This window comes from Bacillus sp. BC08 (genome assembly GCF_054326875.1).
Map to the genome: position 1 here is coordinate 117,943 of NZ_JBTGPA010000028.1, position 19,252 is coordinate 137,194.

At 35.3% G+C, this 19,252-nt stretch carries 16 protein-coding genes and 1 pseudogene; 7 read left to right on the forward strand and 10 right to left on the reverse strand.

Annotated features, from left to right (window positions below; all coding sequences use genetic code 11):
• Positions 1 to 34: 34 nt before the first annotated feature.
• Positions 35 to 1,000 (reverse strand): L-threonine 3-dehydrogenase, encoded by a 966-nt coding sequence (locus ACXVYO_RS09220; RefSeq protein WP_458466794.1) that lies wholly within the window; start codon positions 998 to 1,000, stop codon positions 35 to 37.
• A gap of 44 nt (positions 1,001 to 1,044) precedes the next feature.
• Positions 1,045 to 2,235, reverse strand: coding sequence for a glycine C-acetyltransferase (locus tag ACXVYO_RS09225; protein ID WP_000095906.1), 1,191 nt, complete (start codon positions 2,233 to 2,235; stop codon positions 1,045 to 1,047).
• Positions 2,236 to 2,387: 152 nt separating this feature from the next.
• Here ACXVYO_RS09225 and ACXVYO_RS09230 point away from each other — a divergent pair.
• Positions 2,388 to 2,705, forward strand: a pseudogene (locus tag ACXVYO_RS09230) (SAM-dependent methyltransferase); the annotation flags it as partial.
• A 32-nt stretch (positions 2,706 to 2,737) separates the two neighbouring features.
• On the opposite strand, the gene ACXVYO_RS09235 reads toward ACXVYO_RS09230, so the two are convergent.
• Genes ACXVYO_RS09235 through ACXVYO_RS09245 form a run of 3 tightly spaced genes read right to left on the reverse strand, consistent with a single transcriptional unit; the run spans position 2,738 to position 5,631 of the window.
• A complete protein-coding gene (locus tag ACXVYO_RS09235; RefSeq protein WP_048562869.1) occupies positions 2,738 to 3,559 on the reverse strand; it encodes an ABC transporter ATP-binding protein in 822 nt (273 codons plus the stop codon).
• A 12-nt stretch (positions 3,560 to 3,571) separates the two neighbouring features.
• Entirely contained in the window at positions 3,572 to 4,630 is a 1,059-nt protein-coding gene (locus tag ACXVYO_RS09240) for a FecCD family ABC transporter permease (protein WP_063261597.1), read from the reverse strand.
• The gene (locus tag ACXVYO_RS09245) at positions 4,627 to 5,631 is read right to left on the reverse strand and encodes a FecCD family ABC transporter permease (RefSeq protein WP_458466795.1); all 1,005 of its coding nucleotides are present in this window, start codon (positions 5,629 to 5,631) and stop codon (positions 4,627 to 4,629) included. Before ACXVYO_RS09245 ends, ACXVYO_RS09240 begins: the two co-directional genes overlap by 4 nt.
• A 162-nt stretch (positions 5,632 to 5,793) precedes the next feature.
• Between ACXVYO_RS09245 and ACXVYO_RS09250 the strand changes: the two genes are divergently transcribed.
• Entirely contained in the window at positions 5,794 to 6,759 is a 966-nt protein-coding gene (locus tag ACXVYO_RS09250; RefSeq protein ID WP_270341959.1) for an ABC transporter substrate-binding protein, read from the forward strand.
• Positions 6,760 to 7,130: 371 nt separating this feature from the next.
• On the forward strand, positions 7,131 to 8,516 hold the full coding sequence (locus tag ACXVYO_RS09255; RefSeq protein WP_097820153.1) for a peptide MFS transporter: 1,386 nt from the start codon (positions 7,131 to 7,133) through the stop codon (positions 8,514 to 8,516).
• A gap of 41 nt (positions 8,517 to 8,557) precedes the next feature.
• Here ACXVYO_RS09255 and ACXVYO_RS09260 read toward each other — a convergent pair whose 3' ends face one another.
• Complete coding sequence (locus tag ACXVYO_RS09260; protein WP_000382683.1) at positions 8,558 to 8,737, reverse strand: acid-soluble spore protein H; 180 nt, start codon at positions 8,735 to 8,737, stop codon at positions 8,558 to 8,560.
• 191 nt (positions 8,738 to 8,928) lie between these two features.
• Complete coding sequence (locus ACXVYO_RS09265; protein ID WP_000081429.1) at positions 8,929 to 9,216, reverse strand: ArsR/SmtB family transcription factor; 288 nt, start codon at positions 9,214 to 9,216, stop codon at positions 8,929 to 8,931.
• Positions 9,217 to 10,075: 859 nt separating this feature from the next.
• On the opposite strand from ACXVYO_RS09265, the gene ACXVYO_RS09270 reads away from it, so the two are divergent.
• Complete coding sequence (locus tag ACXVYO_RS09270) at positions 10,076 to 11,695, forward strand: lactate permease LctP family transporter (protein WP_458466796.1); 1,620 nt, start codon at positions 10,076 to 10,078, stop codon at positions 11,693 to 11,695.
• A 40-nt stretch (positions 11,696 to 11,735) separates the two neighbouring features.
• On the opposite strand, the gene aspA is transcribed toward ACXVYO_RS09270, so the two are convergent.
• From aspA to gloA2, 3 genes are all read right to left on the reverse strand, one after another.
• Complete coding sequence (gene aspA, locus ACXVYO_RS09275; protein WP_458466797.1) at positions 11,736 to 13,169, reverse strand: aspartate ammonia-lyase; 1,434 nt, start codon at positions 13,167 to 13,169, stop codon at positions 11,736 to 11,738.
• Between the two features lie 277 nt (positions 13,170 to 13,446).
• On the reverse strand, positions 13,447 to 14,745 hold the full coding sequence (locus tag ACXVYO_RS09280) for a hemolysin family protein (protein ID WP_458466798.1): 1,299 nt from the start codon (positions 14,743 to 14,745) through the stop codon (positions 13,447 to 13,449).
• A 107-nt stretch (positions 14,746 to 14,852) separates the two neighbouring features.
• Positions 14,853 to 15,239 carry an SMU1112c/YaeR family gloxylase I-like metalloprotein gene (gene gloA2, locus ACXVYO_RS09285; protein WP_097820157.1) on the reverse strand — a complete coding sequence of 129 codons (387 nt, stop codon included), beginning with the start codon at positions 15,237 to 15,239 and terminating at the stop codon, positions 14,853 to 14,855.
• 91 nt (positions 15,240 to 15,330) lie between these two features.
• Between gloA2 and ACXVYO_RS09290 the strand changes: the two genes are divergently transcribed.
• From ACXVYO_RS09290 to ACXVYO_RS09300, 3 genes are all read left to right on the forward strand, one after another.
• Complete coding sequence (locus ACXVYO_RS09290; protein WP_063261605.1) at positions 15,331 to 16,509, forward strand: NupC/NupG family nucleoside CNT transporter; 1,179 nt, start codon at positions 15,331 to 15,333, stop codon at positions 16,507 to 16,509.
• 187 nt (positions 16,510 to 16,696) lie between these two features.
• A complete protein-coding gene (locus ACXVYO_RS09295; RefSeq protein ID WP_458466799.1) occupies positions 16,697 to 17,713 on the forward strand; it encodes an LCP family protein in 1,017 nt (338 codons plus the stop codon).
• 234 nt (positions 17,714 to 17,947) lie between these two features.
• A complete protein-coding gene (locus ACXVYO_RS09300) occupies positions 17,948 to 19,210 on the forward strand; it encodes a VanW family protein (protein ID WP_458466800.1) in 1,263 nt (420 codons plus the stop codon).
• Positions 19,211 to 19,252: the final 42 nt, after the last annotated feature.

The window sequence follows — 19,252 nt, forward strand, 5'->3', positions numbered from 1 at the left end:
AAAAGGGTCGATTCCTAAGAATCGACCCTTCCTATTAATTCGTCACTAACTCAGCTGTGAGCTTTTTTTTTAACTTAGCCAACATATCCGTTGTCATTTTGTCTAAATCATATTCTGCTTTAAAGCCCCACTCGTTCGTTGCTGCTGTTGCATCAATAGAGTTTGGCCAGCTATCAGCAATTGTTTGACGAGCAGGATCTACAGCGTAATCCATCGTAAACGTCGGAATGTGTTTACGGATGGATGCCGCGATTTGCTCTGGCTCAAAGCTCATTGCTGTAATATTGAACGCGTTTCTATGCACAAGTTTACTTGGATCAGCTTCCATTAATGAAATGATCGCTTGTAGAGCATCTGGCATATACATCATATCCATGTATGTTCCTTCTGCAATGTATGAGGTGTATGTGCCTTTTTTTATCGCCTCATAATAAATTTCAACTGCATAATCAGTTGTTCCGCCTCCTGGAGGAGCTACATAAGAAATTAAACCTGGGAAACGTACACCGCGCGTATCAACGCCAAACTTTTGATGATAATAATCACATAATAATTCTCCTGCTACTTTGTTTACCCCATACATCGTAGTAGGACGCTGAATTGTATCTTGTGGCGTATTATCTTTCGGCGTTGATGGACCGAATGCACCGATAGAACTTGGCGTGAAGAATTTACAGTTTAATTCACGAGCTGCTTCTAATGCATTTACAAGTCCGCCCATATTTAAATTCCATGCAAATAATGGATTTTTTTCTGCTGTTGCTGAAAGTAAAGCTGCTAAATGAATAATTGTATCTACTTCATTACGCTTTGCGATATCATGTAGTTTTTGTCCATCTGTTACATCTAACGTTTCAAATGGACCAGACGTTACTACTTCACTATCTGTTTCACGAATATCTGTTGCAATAACATTTGATGCACCGTATACATCACGAAGTTTCATTACTAATTCAGAACCAATTTGCCCTAAAGAACCGGTTACTAGAATTTTTTTCATTTTCCCCACTCCTCATTTGCAAGCTATTCAAAAGATGCCCTTACTTAAATGATGCCCATTTCTTTTCCTACTTTTTCATACTTACGAATTGCTTCATCTAACATTTCTTTCGTATGAGCTGCTGTAGGCATATTACGAACGCGTCCTGTTCCCTTAGCTACAGTTGGGAACACGATAGATTTTGCGTATACGCCTTCTTCATTTAGACGTTTACTAAATTCTTGTGTTAACACTTCGTCACCAATAATACAAGGTGTAATTGGCGTTTCACTTTCTCCGATGTTAAAGCCAAGTTCTTTTAACCCTTGTTTTAAATAACGGCCATTTTCCCATAAACGATCATGTAGCTCTGTGCTTTCCATTAAAATTTCAATGGATCGCATACATGCAGCTGCATCAGCTGGTGTTAATGCTGTAGAGAATAAGAATGGACGTGAACGAACTTTTAACCAGTCAATTAAGTTTTGTTTCCCTGCTACATACCCACCAATTACCCCAATTGCTTTTGATAATGTACCAATTTGGAAATCAACTTTATCAGATAGACCGAAGTGCTTTACAGTTCCTGCACCTTTTCCAAGTACGCCTGAACCGTGTGCATCGTCTACATATGTCATTAAATCTAATTCTTCTGCAATCTCAACAATTTCTGGTAGTTTTGCAACATCCCCATCCATTGAGAAGACACCGTCTGTAATTACCATTAATTTATTGTAAAGACCTGATTCTTTCGCCGCGATTGCTTTTTGGCGTAAATCTTCCATATCAGAATGCTTATAAACAATAATTTTTGCTTTTGATAGACGACTACCATCAATAATAGAAGCATGGTTTAATTCGTCTGAAAGAATCGCATCATTTTTATCCATAACGGCTGAAATCGCTGCCATATTACAGTTAAATCCTGATTGGTAAGCAATTGCTGCTTCTGTATGTTTAAACTTTGCAATTGTTTCCTCTAATTTAATATGCAAATCTAAAGTACCGTTAATTGTACGAACAGCTCCTGCTCCAACGCCGTACTTATGAATAGCACCAATTGCTGCTTCTTGCAAACGGCTATCTGTTGCTAATCCAAGATAGTTGTTTGAAGATAAGTTAATATATTCTTTTCCGCCAATTGTAATGATCGGTCCATTTGAACTCTCAAGCGGATCAATTACGTTATAAAGCCCCTTTGATTTTAAATCCTCTAAATTTTCTTCTAAAAATTTCGCAAGTGTTTTACTAGACATTGTGAAGCCTCCCATCGTTCATATAAGCGAATTATTGTCTTAATAGTTCCAATAATCCCTCTACTAGCTTAACACGTTTTCAGAATTTATTATAGAAAAATAGTTTAAAGTAACCGCTTACAATTCTAGATTATATATGATTCATTACAAGAAATCTATCATTTACTTTTAGTGTTCAACACCCTGTTATTACCTCTTCATTTGAAAGCTTGCAAACGAGCGGAAAAAGAACAAGCTGGCTCGTCGATGATTATTTTAAAATGGGGAAACGCGTTGAACCTTGGATTGATCAAGAAGTTATTAAATATCATCGTACAACAGAAGAATATTTTACATTGTTACAACAAGCCGGATTTACAATCACAAACATAAAAGAAGCTACACCCAATCAAAATTATTTTCAGAGCGAAGAAGAATATGAACGACGTTTACGAATTCCCCTCTTCCTCTTATTTTCTTGTAGAAAATAAAAAAGACGATGAATCCTCATCGTCTTTTTTCATTATCTCATTGCCTGAACAACCTCTTTACGTACACGTCTTCCTTTTCCATGCGGGATACAAAGTGGCGTCCCAAATAGTGGATCCGTACTGATTTGACACTCCATCCGGAATACATCACGTACTAGCTTCTCATCAACTACTTCTTCCGGCTTACCTTGTGCATATATTTGTTTATCTTGAATGGCTACAATATTGTCTGCATAGCGGCATGCTAAATTTAAATCGTGTAATACCATAACAATTGTTCTTTGTTCTGTTTCATTTAATTCGAATAATAAATCTAGCACTTCAATTTGGTGAGTCATATCTAAATACGTAGTAGGCTCATCCAGTAAAATAATATCTGTATCTTGTGCAAGCGTCATTGCAATCCAAGCACGTTGACGTTGTCCACCTGAAAGAGCATGCACATCACGCTCAGCAAACTCTGTCATACCTGTTGCTGCAAGGGCTTTTTGTACCATTTCCTCATCTTTTTCTGACCATTGCTTCAGCCACGTTTGATATGGATAGCGTCCTTGTTTTACAAGTTGCAATACTGTAAGCCCTTCTGGTGCTTGCGGTCCTTGCGGTAAAATTGCCATTTGACGAGCGATTTGCTTCGTTTGCATACTTTGAATTGCTTGATTATCTAACAAAATATCACCAGTTGTTGGCTTTAATAATCTAGCTAGTGAACGTAATAAAGTTGATTTTCCGCAACCGTTAGAACCGATAAAGATTGTAATTTCGCCTTTTGGAATTTCTAAATTCAGCTCATCAATAATAATTGCTTCACCATAAGACAGCGTCAAACGTTTCGTCTCCAATGCTTTTTGCATATTCATCTCCCTTTATGAGTTCCGACTTTTATAAAGTAAATAAATAAAATAAGGTGCACCAATTGCTGATGTAAATACCCCTGCTGGAATTTCAAGTGGTGTGAAAACTGTACGCCCAATTAAATCTGCAGCAAGTACTAAAATTGCACCAACAATCGCCGCAACTGGGAGTAATGCACCGTATAAAGAACCAACTAGTCTTCGTGAAATATGAGGCGCCATTAAACCGACAAATCCAATTCCTCCGGCGAAAGCAACTGCTCCACCAATTAAAGCTGTACTCAGTAATAACATGAATACGCGTGACTTCGTTAAAGGAACACCAAGTCCTACCGCAATATCATCCCCTAGCTCCTGAGCATTTAAATGTCTAGCAGCTATAAATGATATTATCGTTAAAATGAGAACCCACGGCGCAAGTACCATAACGTTTTGCCATGAAGAACCGTAAACAGTACCTGTAATCCATACATTCGCTTGGCTCGCTTGATAAATTGGCGCTAACAACATAAACAAAGTCGTTGCTGCTTTCGTCAATGCCCAAAACCCAACACCAATTAAAACAAGACTAATCGGTGATAATCCATCATTTCTCCATGCGAATAAATATACAAAAAGCGCTACAATTGTAGCCCCAGCAAAGGCTGCTAACGGCATATAATGAATGCTTACAGTTAGCGCATTATTTTTATCACTAAATAGAGCTAAAAATAATACAACTGCTACACTGGCACCACCTGTAATCCCTATGATATCAGGTGAAGCCAGTGGATTTCGAACGAGACCTTGTAAAATACATCCTGCTACAGCAAGTGCGATTCCTACAAGGATAGCAATCAAAATACGCGGCATACGAAACTTATTTACAACCATATTTGACATCGCATCGCCATTTCCAGTAATCGCTTGCCATACATCATAAGGAGCAATTTTCATGTCTCCCATACCTGCACTCGCAAAAAATAATCCTATTAAAACAACTAGTAAACTGAATAAGACGAGACAAGCTCGTTTATACATTAAAAACGAGAGCCCGCCTTTTCCTATACGAAACGGAATATACTTCTTCATTTGCTAAGCCCTCTCTTACGTGCAATATAAATAAAGAATGGTGCCCCAATAAATGCTGTCATAACCCCTACTGGTACTTCTTGTGGCATAATGACATATCTTGCTGCTATATCAGCTAAGATTAATAGTATTGCACCTAACAACCCGCTATACGGTACTCTCCACCTATGATCTACTCCAACTAGAAATCTGGCAAAATGCGGAGTAACAATACCAATAAATCCAATTGGACCAGCGACCGCAACTGAACCACCAGACAACAGAACAATAATAAAAAGTACGAATGATTTCATTAAAATCGTTCGTTGTCCAAGTCCTTTTGCAACGTCTTCCCCCATCATTAATGTATTTACTTTCCCTGCCATCATAATAGATGCGACCCAGCCTACTAATAAATACGGCAATACAGATTGTAAAATTTCTAACTTTCTTCCTTGCACAGATCCGGCAAGCCAAAATAATACCTCTTCAAGCGCTTTTTCATTTAACACAAGTAATCCTTGTGTTAATGATGAAAATAACGCACTAATTGCGACCCCTGCTAATGTTAACTTAAGAGGCGTTGTCCCTTCTTTTCCTAAAGAACTAGAAGCAAATACAAGTACAGCTGCAACTGCTGCCCCTAAAAAGGCAATCCACGTGAAAGCCGATAATGATGTCACGGAAAAAATAACAATTGCTACAACTATGAAAAACGCAGCACCTGAATTTAATCCAATAAAATCTGGAGAGGCAAGTGGATTCTTCGTTAAAGTTTGCATAAGACAACCTGCAATGGCTAAACTAGCACCAACACTAGCTGCAATTAATGCCCTTGGTAGACGCACATTTTGAATAATAATATGTTCATTGGAACCATTAAAATGAAAAAAAGCATCTAACGCTAATTTCCAGCTCGTATTTGTATATCCGAAAATAATACTTCCCCAAATACAAATAACAACCGCAACGATTCCAACAAATAATCCAATCCATTTTGCTTGATTTGTTTTTAATAACATGCAGCGTTTCCCCTTCAATGTATAATGATACGTTGTAAGTGTATTTCAACTTAATTCTCATTGTCAACGATATTGAGAATTATTTTCATTGACAATTGGACCATGAAGTATTATTATCATGCTTGCTATTGAAAAAAATTCTCAGTATGTAGGGGGTACATAATGAATTTAACACGAAAGAAATCGTTTACAGTATTTGTATTTTTACTAGCCTTTTCATTACTTTTAAGTGCTTGTGGAAAATCAAATACGAAAGAGGAAACAAAAGAAGATACGAAAAAAGAAATGATTACAGTTGAACATGCAATGGGTAAAACAGAAGTTCCTGCGAATCCAAAACGTGTAGTTATTTTAACAAATGAAGGAACTGAAGCTTTACTTGAACTAGGTGTGAAACCAGTTGGGGCTGTAAAATCTTGGACTGGTGATCCTTGGTATCCACATATTAAAGATAAAATGAAAGATGTAAAAGTTGTTGGTGATGAAGGACAAGTGAACGTGGAAACAATCGCATCTTTAAAACCAGACTTAATTATCGGTAACAAAATGCGTCATGAAAAAGTGTACGAGCAACTAACAGCAATTGCACCTACTGTGTTCTCTGAAACGCTACGTGGTGAATGGAAAGATAACTTCAAATTTTATGCAAAAGCATTAAATAAAGAAAAAGAAGGTCAAAAGGTTTTAGCTGATTACGATAAAAGTATGAAAGAATTAAAAGCTAAACTAGGCGATAAAGTAAATCAAGAAATCTCTATGGTTCGCTTCATGCCTGGTGATGTTCGTATTTATCACGGTGATACATTCTCTGGTGTTATTTTAAAAGAACTTGGGTTTAAACGTCCTGGTGATCAAAATAAAGAGGACTTTGCAGAACGTAACGTTTCTAAAGAACGTATTTCAGCAATGGATGGCGATGTATTATTCTACTTCACATTCGATAAAGGCAACGAGAAAAAAGGTTCTGAATTAGAAAAAGAATATATCAATGATCCTCTATTTAAAAATTTAAATGCAGTGAAAAATAATAAAGCATACAAAGTTGACGATGTTATTTGGAATACAGCTGGTGGTGTAATGGCTGCTAACCTACTATTAGATGATATCGAAAAACGCTTTGCTAAATAAAACAACTCCCTCCAACAGAGGGAGTTGTTTTTTCAATTCACTTAAATGTCACATTATTTCATTTTGTATTTTTATTCCCAATATGTTATATTATAAAAGTAAATAAAATATATTTTCTCTATATCAGAATAAATATTTTAATCTAAATTTTCTGATTAATCACTATTTTATTTTCTTTTAGAATTCAATTATTACATTTGAAAACGCTTATCATCTCATTTTCAGGGCAAAATACAGTAACGGTCGAAGAAAAATAGAACCTTTTTAGAAATTTTCTTTCTATTTCCATATAATTCTATTGACTTCTAAATATTTTGTAAATTAAAATGATTACATAAATATCCGTTATACAGGATTAGGGGGAAACAAAAATGGATGCAGCTTTAAAATTAGACAAAGCTGGAGAGCAACAATCACCAAAAAAACATCCACCAGGGTTGTACTTGTTGTTCTTAACAGAAATGTGGGAAAGATTTAGTTATTATGGAATGCGTGGCCTTTTAGTTCTTTATTTAACAACTGCTGCTGTTAGTGGTGGGTTAGGATTTGATAAGGCAGTCGCAGTGCAATTATATGGTACTTTTACAGCGGCAGTATATTTCATGCCAATTATAGGCGGATGGCTAACGGATCACTATATCACAAGACGTCATGCCATTACTCTCGGCGGAATTATTATGGCAATCGGTAACTTTGTACTATTCTCAATGAATACAAAAACAGGACTATTCCTTGGATTAATACTATTAGTTATTGGTAATGGATTCTTCAAACCAAATATTTCCACACTGTTAGGTGAATTGTATGGTGAAAATGATTCACGTCGTGACAGTGCATTTACTATCTTCTATATGGGTATTAACGTAGGTGCTTTCTTTGCTCCACTTATTTGTGGATTTTTAGCAGAAGATTTCTTTAAAACAAGCGCTAATGGCGTTATTGTAATGGGATATAAATACGGATTCTTAGCAGCTTGTATCGGTATGATTATTGGACAAATTGTTTTCAACTTATTAGCTCCTCGTTACCTTGGTAAAGCAGGAACAACAGTTGTCGGTAAAAAGTCAAAAAATCAACCTGCAGTTGAAAAGAAACCTTTAACAAAACAAGAGAAAAATCGTACTTGGGCAATTGTAATTTTAACTTGTTTCGTAGTGTTCTTCTGGGCAGGATTTGAACAAGCTGGTAGTTCTCTAACACTTTATACAAATAAATTTGTTGATCGTACAATTTTCGGTTGGGAAGTTCCAACATCTTGGTTCCAATCAGTTAACCCAGCATTCATCGTACTACTTGCACCATTCGTATCTATGCTATGGTTAAAACTTTCTAAAACAAAACGCGGTGATTTAAAAGTACCAACAAAAATGGCATTAGGTATGATTTTACTAGGTATAGGTTACCTTGTTTTAACATTAGCAGTTCTAAAAACTGGAAGTAGTGAAGCAGATATAACTGTAAAAGCGAACTTATTATTCATCGTTATCACTTATCTCTTCCATACAATTGGTGAGTTATTCTTATCACCAATCGGTCTATCAATGGTAAGTGCAATCGCTCCTGTAAAATTAGCATCATTACTAATGGGGGTATGGTTAGCTGGTACGGGTATGGCTAACTGGTTAGCAGGTAAACTTGCTTCCTTTACACAATCATTAGGCTACCTTGAAGTATTTGCAAGTATCGGTATTATCGTTATCGTCTTAGGACTTGTACTCCTTCTCTTCTCTAAAAAAGTTGCGAGTATGATGGAATAACACTCGAAAAGACGCTTCTAAAATTAGAAGCGTCTTTTTTATCATTTCTCCTCTAAAGCCGTCACATTCACGTGAACGCTTTCTCCAGGATTAGATACATCATACACTTGAGCAACTCCACTCTGCTCGTCACAGCTCTCAATCCATACTGGGACGCCCTCATATGTAACGTCAATTCTACTTGAAGAAGATAAAATTTGTTTCACACGTTTTACATCCATACTACTATTCCTCCTTTTCCTTACTACACTCCTTTCTATCTTTTCTTTTCTCTTTAGAATATATTCCATATAGCAGCATGTTAATTGATAACCTTTTCTTCCTTACACGCTAACATTTTCTCTTCTATTACCTTTCTGACAAATAAAAAAAGACGTATATCCCACACGTCTTTTTCCATAATATTCAAATTTTAAGAAAATAATGTTTTTACAACTTCACTTACTTTATCATTATGAATTTGATAATACACTTCTAATCCTCGTCTTTCAAAGCGCACTACTTTATTTTGTTTTAATTTCGTTAAATGTTGCGAAACTGTTGATTGTGGAATTTCTAATACTTCCTGTAATTGTGTTACATTACAAGTTCCACGTTGCATTAGTTCCATTACTAGACGTAGACGCAACGGATGCGCTAACGCTCTTAACATTTGTACATCTTCTTCTGAAATACGACATTCGAATTGATTTTGGCTCATAAAGTTCCCCTCATTTTCGTTTTTATTTTCTTTTTATTTATTTATATATCTGTTCTTATATTTCCTGTTACGACATAACTTTATCAACCTATAAAGCTGAAAATTTTTTCCACCTTTATCAGTAAAGAATTCAGGAAAAATTCCTTGCTGATTTTGAATATTATACTATATGATATAACGAAAAAGCAAAACAACCGGCTCCAAATACTTTGCTTGCAAACGTTGTTTTATCAGGCTTTTTGTTATATTTTCACCTCTTTGCAACGTATAGTAATGATATTGTAAAATACCGTCTATAATTGATAACCTATCGTAACGTATTTGGGTTATATTTAACCTCTTTGTTATGCTAAAAGGAATTTTCAGTAAAAAGAGATACTGTAACATTAAAAATTAACTTATTTCTTTTTAAATTCGTATTCAATAGCTTGAACTGTGATGAACTACTTCCTATTAAATGCACAACTAGCAAATCTTAAGTATTACAACACCCTTTCATATTCGACACAAAGACGGCCTCTACTATAGAGCTATAGGATCAATAATATAGAAACAACTAAGGGAAAAGAATATGCAAATAATTTATCCTGCTATTAGTGGACAATATGAATCCTATTTCAAATTTTTGCGAATGCGGGATAAAGCTTTACTTTATAAAGCACACTCAAATAGGCTCGAGTGTGTTTTTTGTCTACTTTATGAACAAAGTATTTCTTTTAACACTATTATGGAATAATTATACTTTTTTACGTTGACAATAGTGTTGAAGGAGAATATACTAAGCATGTAAGTTGATTGTGAATAGTTTCACAAATAATGTGAATTTCTTCACATAAAATAGATAGGAGTTGTCATTATTATGAGTACTTGGACACAAATTTATGACCCATTAAACAATATTTGGTTATCTGCACTCATCGCAGCACTTCCAATTTTTTGCTTCATTATTTGTTTAGTGGGATTCAAAATGAAAGGTTACATGGCTGGTCTTTACAGTGTAATTGTTGCTATTATTCTTGCTATATTTGTTTATAAAATGCCTACAACTGCAGCAGTAGCATCTGCCGGATTTGGTGTTTTATCTGGATTTTATCCAATTTGTACTATCGTTATCGCAGCTATCTTCCTTTACAAATTAACTGTTAAAACAGAACAATTCAATGTTATTCGTGATAGTATTTCAAGTATTACAAATGATCAACGTTTACAAGTATTATTAATCGCTTATTCTTTCGGCGCTTTCTTAGAAGGCGCAGCTGGTTTCGGTGTTCCGGTTGCTATTACAGCTGCATTACTTGTAGGTATGGGCTTTAATCCATTAAAAGCAGCGGGTATTTGCTTAGTAGCTAATATCGCTGGTGGTGCTATGGGGGCTATGGGTATTCCAGTTACAGTACCTGCACAATTAACTGGAATAGATGCATTAACTGTCGGTCGTCAAGCAGTTTACATTTTGCCATTCATTAGCATTGTTTTACCGTTCTTACTTGTTTCAATGGTAGATGGATTTAAAGGCATTAAAGAGACTTGGCAAGGTATTCTTGTAAGTGGTGTTTCTTTCGCAATTACTCAGTTTGTTGTAACTTACTTCTTAGGCGCTGAACTTACTAATATTTTCGCAGCAGTCGTAAGTATGGTCGCTCTTGCATTATTCTTACGTGTTTGGCAACCAAAATCTTCTGCTAAAGAAGAAAAACAAGAAGAAAAAGAATCTCATACATTCAATCAAATTTTATATGCTTGGTCTCCATTCGTATTCTTAACTGCATTTGTAACAATCTTTAATTTAAAACCAATTAAAGCTTTATTTGCTCCGGATGGTCCATTAGCAAACTTAGTATTTAACATTCAATTCCCTGGTCTTCATAATCAAGTTATTAAAACTGCACCGATCACAAAAGCTGATACACCTTTCGCAGCGATTTTCAAACTAGATGTATTCTCTTCTACAACTACTGCGATTGTATTAGCAATTATCGTTTCACTTATCGTCTACCGTGTAAACGGCAAAATGATTAAAGAATTAATGATTGAAACAATAAAAGAATTAAAGGTTCCAGTATATACAATTTGTAGCGTTATCGCTTTAGCTTACGTAGAGAACTACTCTGGTATGTCATCTACACTTGGACTTGCATTCTCTTCTACTGGAAATGCATTCCCTATTCTTTCTCCAATCTTAGGATGGATTGGCGTATTCATTACTGGTTCAGTAGTATCTAGTGGTTCACTATTCGCACCACTTCAAGCAGTAACTGCCGATCAATTAAACATCGTACCATCTACACTTGTTGCATTAAACGTAGTTGGTGGCACAATAGCAAAAATGGTTTCACCACAATCCATAGCAGTTGCTTGTGCGGCAGTTGGACTAGTTGGTAAAGAATCTGCTCTATTTAAAACAGTGATGAAATATAGTTTAATCTTCTTAGCTATTATTAGCTTACTTCAATTAAATGCTGTATTTAATATCTTTTAAACAAAAAACACCGATCCAAATGGATCGGTGTTTTTTCACATTACATCTTCTTATTCTTTAGTAAAGAAGCTCCAGCAATTTCAGGATGCGTCATTTCGAATGGATCTAAAATAATATCCAATTCTTCTTCTGTCAGTACACCATGCTCTAAACATAGCTCCCTAACAGATTTTCCTGTTTCAATCGCTTCACGTGCAATGCGAGATGCTGCTTCATAACCAATATGAGGGTTAACTGCCGTAATAATTCCAACACTTTTCTCAACATATTGCTTTAGCAATTCTTCATTTGCTGTAATTCCTTTAATACAATATTCACGGAATACACGGAATCCGTTATTCATAATACTAATAGATTGAATTAAATTAAATACAAGCACAGGCTCCATTACGTTGAGCTCCAGTTGTCCTGCTTCTGACGCTAAGCAAATTGTATGATCATTACCAATTACTTGGAAAGCAACTTGATTAATTACTTCTGCCATAACAGGATTTACTTTACCCGGCATAATAGATGAACCTGGTTGACGAGCTGGTAATTGAATTTCCGCCAATCCAACACGTGGACCAGATGCCATAATACGAAGGTCATTCGCAATTTTAGACATATTCATCATACATACTTTTAATGCTGCAGATACTTCTGTGTATGCATCTGTATTTTGCGTTGCATCAACTAAATGCTCTGCACCAACAAGTGGGAATCCGCTAAATGTTCGTAAATGTTTAACCACTTGTTCAATGTAGGTAGGGTTTGCATTTAATCCCGTACCAACAGCCGTCGCCCCCATATTCACTTCATATAAATGTTGGCGAGACTGTTTAATTCTTTTTATATCGCGCGCAAGCACGCGGCTATACGCTTCAAATTCTTGACCAAGACGAATCGGCACAGCATCTTGTAAATGTGTACGGCCCATTTTAATGACGTGATCGAACTCTTTTGCTTTTGCACGAAAAGCGGCATGAAGTTCTTCCATTGTAATAAGAAGTTCTTCTAACATCATAAGAGTTGCAATATGAATTCCTGTTGGAAACGCATCATTTGTTGATTGAGCCATGTTCACATGCGTGTTTGGACTAATTTTCGCATACTCACCTTTTTCATATCCCATACGTTCTAACGCTCGATTAGCGATTACTTCATTTGTATTCATATTAATAGAAGTTCCAGCACCGCCTTGAATCGGATCCACGATAAATTGATCATGGAATTTTCCATCAACAATTTCTTGCGCTGCCTCTGCAATTTCATGTCCAATATCTTTAGCTAAGTAACCAGTATCCATATTTGCAAGTGCCGCCGCTTTTTTCACAATTGCCATTGCCGTAATGAGTGACGGATGAATGCGATATCCTGTAATCGGGAAGTTTTCAACAGCACGTAATGTTTGTACACCATAATAAGCTACACTCGGTACTTCCTTTTCACCTAAAAAATCTTTTTCTATACGTATATCCTTCGTTGCTATCATTTTCATCACCTATGCTTTTCATTCTAAATCCTTATCTAAAAAATTCGCCATCTAAAAATACGAGTATCATTCAGAAGAATTTTTCAGTATCCACCTTCACTATATAGCACCTATTTTGAAAGCGCAAACATTTATTTTTCTATATATAGCTTTTATAAAGTGAAACCTTAATCAGTGGGGATTTTTTTCATCCCCCACCTAACTTCTTCGCTTTCGCTGAATTTTGAGGTAGGGGTCTTACTGCTCGGCGAATAGCGGGATAACAATTTATAGAAAATCATTCTTCTACCTTCTTTATTTCCACTCGTTTAATTTGATGCATATCCTTTTCGAGAACTTTAAAAGAAAAGCCGTGTTTTTCAATAACATCTCCTTCAGCAACGATTTGCTTTTGTACCATAATCCAGCCACCAATTGTATCTACATCATCAGCGATTAAGTGTATGCCAAATAAATCATTTACTTCACTAATAAGCACTTTTCCCTCTACGATTTTACACCCTTCACTTATATGCTCTATAGGCGGGTGCTCGTCTTCATCGTATTCATCTCGGATTTCTCCAACAATTTCTTCTAAAATATCTTCTAATGTAACAATCCCCGCTGTACCACCATATTCATCATATAATACAGCTAATGGGATTCGTTTTCTTTGCATTTGTAATAGCAAATCATGTATAGGAATATTTTCTAGTACTTCAATAACCGGCCTTGTATACGGTGTAATCGAGCACTCCTCATCACGATTACCATCCATATAACGAATAAATAAATCCTTTACATTAACCATCCCAATAATTTCATCTTTATCTTCACCAAATACGGGATACCTCGTATATTTTTCTTGTGCAATTATTTTAATATGTGTTTCAAATGGTTCGTCCTCATATAAACCTACAACTTCCGTACGAGGTACCATAATTTCCTTTGCGACTCTATTATCAAATTCAAAAATATTATTTACATATTTAAATTCCCTTTGATTAATCTCTCCACTCTCATAACTCTCAGATAAGATTAATCGCAATTCTTCCTCCGAATGAGCTACTTCATGTTCAGAAGCCGGATGTAATCCGAATAAACCTGTTACAAGCCTTGCTGAACCATTTAAAGCCCAAATAAACGGATACATTACTCGGTAAAAGTAAATAATTGGCTTCGATAATAATAAGCTAACTTGCTCTGCCCTTTGTATAGCGAGCGTCTTCGGAGCAAGTTCACCAATGACAACATGTAAAAACGTAATCACTGCAAAGGCAATAATAAACGAAACTGTACTTGCAATTGCAGGAGATAAGTGTAGTTTTAAAAACAACGGCTCGAGTAAATGTTTTATAGTCGGCTCGCCTAACCACCCAAGCCCTAAAGCAGTAATTGTAATACCTAACTGACATGCTGATAAATACTCATCTAAATTTGAAGTTACTTTTTTAGCTGCCAATGCTCCTCGTCGTTTTTCACTAACGAGTTGATCAATACGACTGCTACGCACCTTAATAATTGCAAACTCAACAGCTACAAAAAAACCTGTTAATGCAATAAGAATGACTACCATCAATAATTTTAAAATATCCACATATACCCTTTAGCTTTCTTAGCTAAAGTTACACCTCCTTTAAAAAAGAAGTTTCACTTTAGTTTCTTCATTTACGCAAAAGCAACCCTATATAAAATTCACCAATTTCAAACCTCATACAATTCTAAAGGTAGTCCATCAGGGTCTTGGAAAAAGACGAATTTCTTTCCAGTTATTTCATCAATACGTATCGATTCAGTCTCTACACCACATTCATTTAAATGTTTCACAGCTTCTCCTATATTTGTAACAGCAAATGCTAAATGTCTAAGTCCAGCCGCTTCCGGGAAACTTGGGCGCTCAGGCGGACTTGGAAATGAAAATAATTCAATTTGATACTCTTCCCCTACACATAAATCTAACTTATAAGAATCTCGTTCCTTTCTATATACTTCATTTATCGCTTTAAAACCTAATATCCGAGTATAAAAATCTTTTGACACTTCATAATTCGAACAAATAATTGCAACGTGGTGCACTCTACATATATTCATGCTCTCTCTATTCCTTTCTTTACCAACGATGCATATTCTCCCTTGAAATGAAAAACATATATAGCAGAATATCTCTTTTAGGGGGCTTACTATGAAATTTATTACTTTTTTCGTGGGACTTATCGTTGTTTTCTTCCTTGCTTACATTGCTAGCAACAATAAGAAACATATTAAATTTAAACCAATTTTCATCATGCTTATTATACAGTTAATTTTAACCTATTTATTATTAAATACAGAAATCGGTCTCATACTTATTCGGGTCATTTCCAGTCTGTTTACAAAGCTACTCGAGTATGCCGCTGATGGTATAAACTTCGTATTTGGGGGGCTTGCCAATAAAGGTGAAATGCCATTTTTCCTTACTGTATTATTACCAATCGTCTTCATTTCCGTCTTAATTGGCATACTACAACATTTCAAAATACTACCATTTTTTATTCATTGGATTGGTTACTTCCTTAGTAAAATAAATGGCCTTGGGAAATTAGAATCTTACAACGCTATCGCCTCTGCCATTGTCGGCCAATCAGAAGTTTTTATTACGGTAAAAAAACAATTAGCTCAAATTCCAAAACACCGCCTTTATACACTTTGCGCTTCTGCCATGTCAACCGTATCTATGTCTATCGTAGGTGCCTATATGACAATGATCGAGCCTAAATATGTAGTAACCGCACTCGTTCTCAATTTATTTAGCGGGTTTATTATCGTACTCATCATTAACCCTTACGATGTGAAAGATGACGAGGATATTTTAGAAATTAAAGGAGAAAAGCAAAGCTTTTTTGAAATGCTTGGAGAATACATTCTAGATGGTTTTCGCGTAGCAATCGTTGTCGGTGCAATGCTCATCGGATTCGTCGCATTAATGAGTTGCATAAATGACCTATTCCTCATTATATTCGGCATTACTTTCCAGCAATTAATTGGGTACGTCTTTGCGCCTATTGCATTCCTTATCGGTGTACCAAGTTCTGAAATTGTCACGGCTGGTAGCATTATGGCAACGAAGCTTGTGACGAATGAATTTGTAGCAATGATGGACCTTAGTAAAATTTCTAATAGCCTTTCTCCTCGTACAGTTGGTATTATTTCTGTTTTCCTCGTTTCTTTTGCCAACTTTTCTTCTATCGGCATTATTTCAGGTGCGGTAAAAGGATTAAACGAAGAACAAGGAAATGTCGTTGCCAGATTTGGCCTTAAATTACTATATGGAGCTACTCTCGTTAGCATTTTATCTGCAATTATCGTAAGCATTATGTTGTAATCAGGTAAAATTTTATCATTTTCTTATCCCTATCTTTTGTATACAATAACGAATAGATGTCTTTATAAATAATCAAGACATCTATTTTTTATACATGTACAATCGCTTTTATTTAGCGTACAATATTTTTTATGTGTTTGAATGTGCTTCTAGATGTATACACTTTGATAGCTTTAAAGGAGAAAAAATGATGAAATCCGATATGAACAAAGATACTCGAGCCAAAAAAGGACGCTCAAAGAAAAAACGCCTCCTTTGGTTCCTTCTTATTCCATTACTGATTATAGCACTTGGAGCAGGAGGGTATTCCTTCCATATATACAGTAAAGCAAAGTCTGTATTAAGTAATGCTTATTCTGAACTGAGCCGCGGGGATAAATCCAGCAAACGTGAAAAAGCCGTGAAACCTATGACTGACAACATTTCCGTACTTATTATGGGTGTTGATGAAAGTGAGATTAGGGATAAGAATTACGGAAAAGCAACTCGCACGGATGCGCTATTACTTGCAACAATTAATAAAAACGACAAATCTGTTAAACTTGTCAGTATTCCACGTGACTCACGTGTCTTCATTAAATCACGTGATAAATACGATAAAATTACACATGCACACGTATTCGGTGGTGTGGATAGCACAATTGATACCGTAGAGAACTTTTTAGATGTTCCAGTTGATTACTATGTAAAATTCAACTTTAAATCATTTATTAAAATTGTCGACTCCCTTGGTGGTATTACTGTCGATGTTCCAGTTGAATTCACAGAACAAAATAGTAAAGACGAAGCAGATGCTATTCATCTAAAAAAAGGACGTCAACATTTAAATGGAGAAGAGGCATTAGCACTAGCTAGAACTCGTCATATCGATAGTGATTACATGCGCGGTCAACGACAACAGCTTGTTTTAGAAGCTATTGCTGAAAAAGCACTATCTCTTAATTCCATTAATAAAATTGGTGGTCTACTCGACGCTGTCGATAAAGACTTAAAAACAAATTTAACTTTTGATGATATGATGACCATTGCCAAAAATTCAATGGATTCCAATTTAAAAATGGACAAAATGCAAGTAGAAGGTACTGATAAATATATAGGTGGTATTTATTATTACGTTCCAAACGAAAAAAGCGTCAATACTATTTCGACAACATTACAAGAACATCTCAGTGTTACGAATAAAAATGAACATAAAAAATTATAATAAAAAGGCTGCTAGATCTTTCTAGACAGCCTTTTTATTATAATTTTCAACATATTTCTCGTGCATATTGTGACAAAAAGAGACAATTATTACAACAGTGTAACATTTTTTATAAAAACATTACACAGATAGTGGAAATAATAGTATACTAGTACGTATATAATGTTATTTTCATCATTTTTATACAAAAAATGTAATACATATATTTATACAAAAATTTCTGGGGGGAAATAAATGAAGCTAAGTAAAATACTGATCGGTTCTGCAATTACTGGAGGCATATTACTTTGTGTAGGCGGTGTTGGTGGATATCAATATGTATCAAAACTAAATAATCAATTAGATACTACTGCATTACCAAATACTACATTTGAAGGTATTTCTCTCGATGGAAAAAACAAAAAAGATATTCAAGCAATTATTAATCAAAAGGTAACTGAATTAGACCAAAAATCTCTTACCTACATATTCCAAAATGATAAACAAACATACACATGGAAAGATTTAGGGATAAATTATAAGGAAAAAGATATTATCGACAAAATCTTTAAAGAACAAGAAGGAAATGCAATGAATCGTTACAAAATGCGGAAGCAGGCTGAAAACGGTGAATTAAAACGTGATTATAAATTAACAGCTCAATTAAATACAACTGCCTATGAAAGCTTTATGAAGGATAAATATAATGACACATTAAAAAATCCTGTTAATGCAGAATTAAATATTGAAGGCTCTACAGTAAATATTAGCCAAAGTCAAAATGGAGAAAAAATTGATAAAGGAAAGTTAACTGATCTAACGAAACAGGCCATTACTTCTGGCACATCAGACGTTACGTTACCAGTTACACTCTTAAAACCTGAGCGTTCTACAGAAGATATACAGAAAATGGGGATTAAAGAAGTAATTGCTGAATATTCAACTCCAATGGCTGGTCGTAATGGAAACCAATCCTATAACGTAAATAAGTCAGCTAATACTTTAAGTGGAGTTATTGTCGCACCTGATGAAACGTTTAGTTTTAATGGCCGCGTTGGCGTAACGGATGCTGCACATGGTTATAAGTCCGCAGCAGTATTTTCAGAAGGTAAAGTTATACAAAGTGCAGGTGGAGGTGTTTGCCAAGTTAGTAGTACTTTATATAGCGCCGCTTTAAGGGCAGATTTAGGAATTGTTTCTCGAAGCAATCATTCCATGCCCGTAAATTATTTACCACTTGGGCAAGATGCAGCAGTGGCAGATTATGGTCCGGATTTAAAATTTAAAAACAATACAGGCAATCATATTTATATTCAAGCATTTTCAAATGGAGGTAGTATTACTACTCGTATTTTCGGCACAAATACTGGTAAAAATGTTGAAGTTTCTTCTCAAGTAGTTAGTAGAGCTAATGACAAAATAACTGCGGTAACGTATAAAAAAGTAACACAAAACGGTGAAGTAATCTCAAATGGACAAATTTCAAAAAGCGTATATAAAAGCGCTCCAAAACAATGAGGTGCTAATAAACGGGCAAATTTCAAAAAACAAAAAAGGCGT

Coding starts and splice junctions, on each gene's coding strand:
- ACXVYO_RS09240 (WP_063261597.1), bottom strand. CDS start 4,630: ATGAAGAAGTATATTCCGTTTCGTATAGGAAAAGGCGGGCTCTCGTTT.
- ACXVYO_RS09290 (WP_063261605.1), top strand. CDS start 15,331: ATGAAATTTATTACTTTTTTCGTGGGACTTATCGTTGTTTTCTTCCTT.
- ACXVYO_RS09260 (WP_000382683.1), bottom strand. CDS start 8,737: ATGGATGTAAAACGTGTGAAACAAATTTTATCTTCTTCAAGTAGAATT.
- ACXVYO_RS09300 (WP_458466800.1), top strand. CDS start 17,948: ATGAAGCTAAGTAAAATACTGATCGGTTCTGCAATTACTGGAGGCATA.
- ACXVYO_RS09235 (WP_048562869.1), bottom strand. CDS start 3,559: ATGCAAAAAGCATTGGAGACGAAACGTTTGACGCTGTCTTATGGTGAA.
- ACXVYO_RS09265 (WP_000081429.1), bottom strand. CDS start 9,216: ATGAGCCAAAATCAATTCGAATGTCGTATTTCAGAAGAAGATGTACAA.
- ACXVYO_RS09255 (WP_097820153.1), top strand. CDS start 7,131: ATGGATGCAGCTTTAAAATTAGACAAAGCTGGAGAGCAACAATCACCA.
- gloA2 (WP_097820157.1), bottom strand. CDS start 15,239: ATGAATATATGTAGAGTGCACCACGTTGCAATTATTTGTTCGAATTAT.
- ACXVYO_RS09250 (WP_270341959.1), top strand. CDS start 5,794: ATGAATTTAACACGAAAGAAATCGTTTACAGTATTTGTATTTTTACTA.
- ACXVYO_RS09225 (WP_000095906.1), bottom strand. CDS start 2,235: ATGTCTAGTAAAACACTTGCGAAATTTTTAGAAGAAAATTTAGAGGAT.
- ACXVYO_RS09245 (WP_458466795.1), bottom strand. CDS start 5,631: ATGTTATTAAAAACAAATCAAGCAAAATGGATTGGATTATTTGTTGGA.
- ACXVYO_RS09270 (WP_458466796.1), top strand. CDS start 10,076: ATGAGTACTTGGACACAAATTTATGACCCATTAAACAATATTTGGTTA.
- ACXVYO_RS09220 (WP_458466794.1), bottom strand. CDS start 1,000: ATGAAAAAAATTCTAGTAACCGGTTCTTTAGGGCAAATTGGTTCTGAA.
- ACXVYO_RS09295 (WP_458466799.1), top strand. CDS start 16,697: ATGATGAAATCCGATATGAACAAAGATACTCGAGCCAAAAAAGGACGC.
- aspA (WP_458466797.1), bottom strand. CDS start 13,169: ATGATAGCAACGAAGGATATACGTATAGAAAAAGATTTTTTAGGTGAA.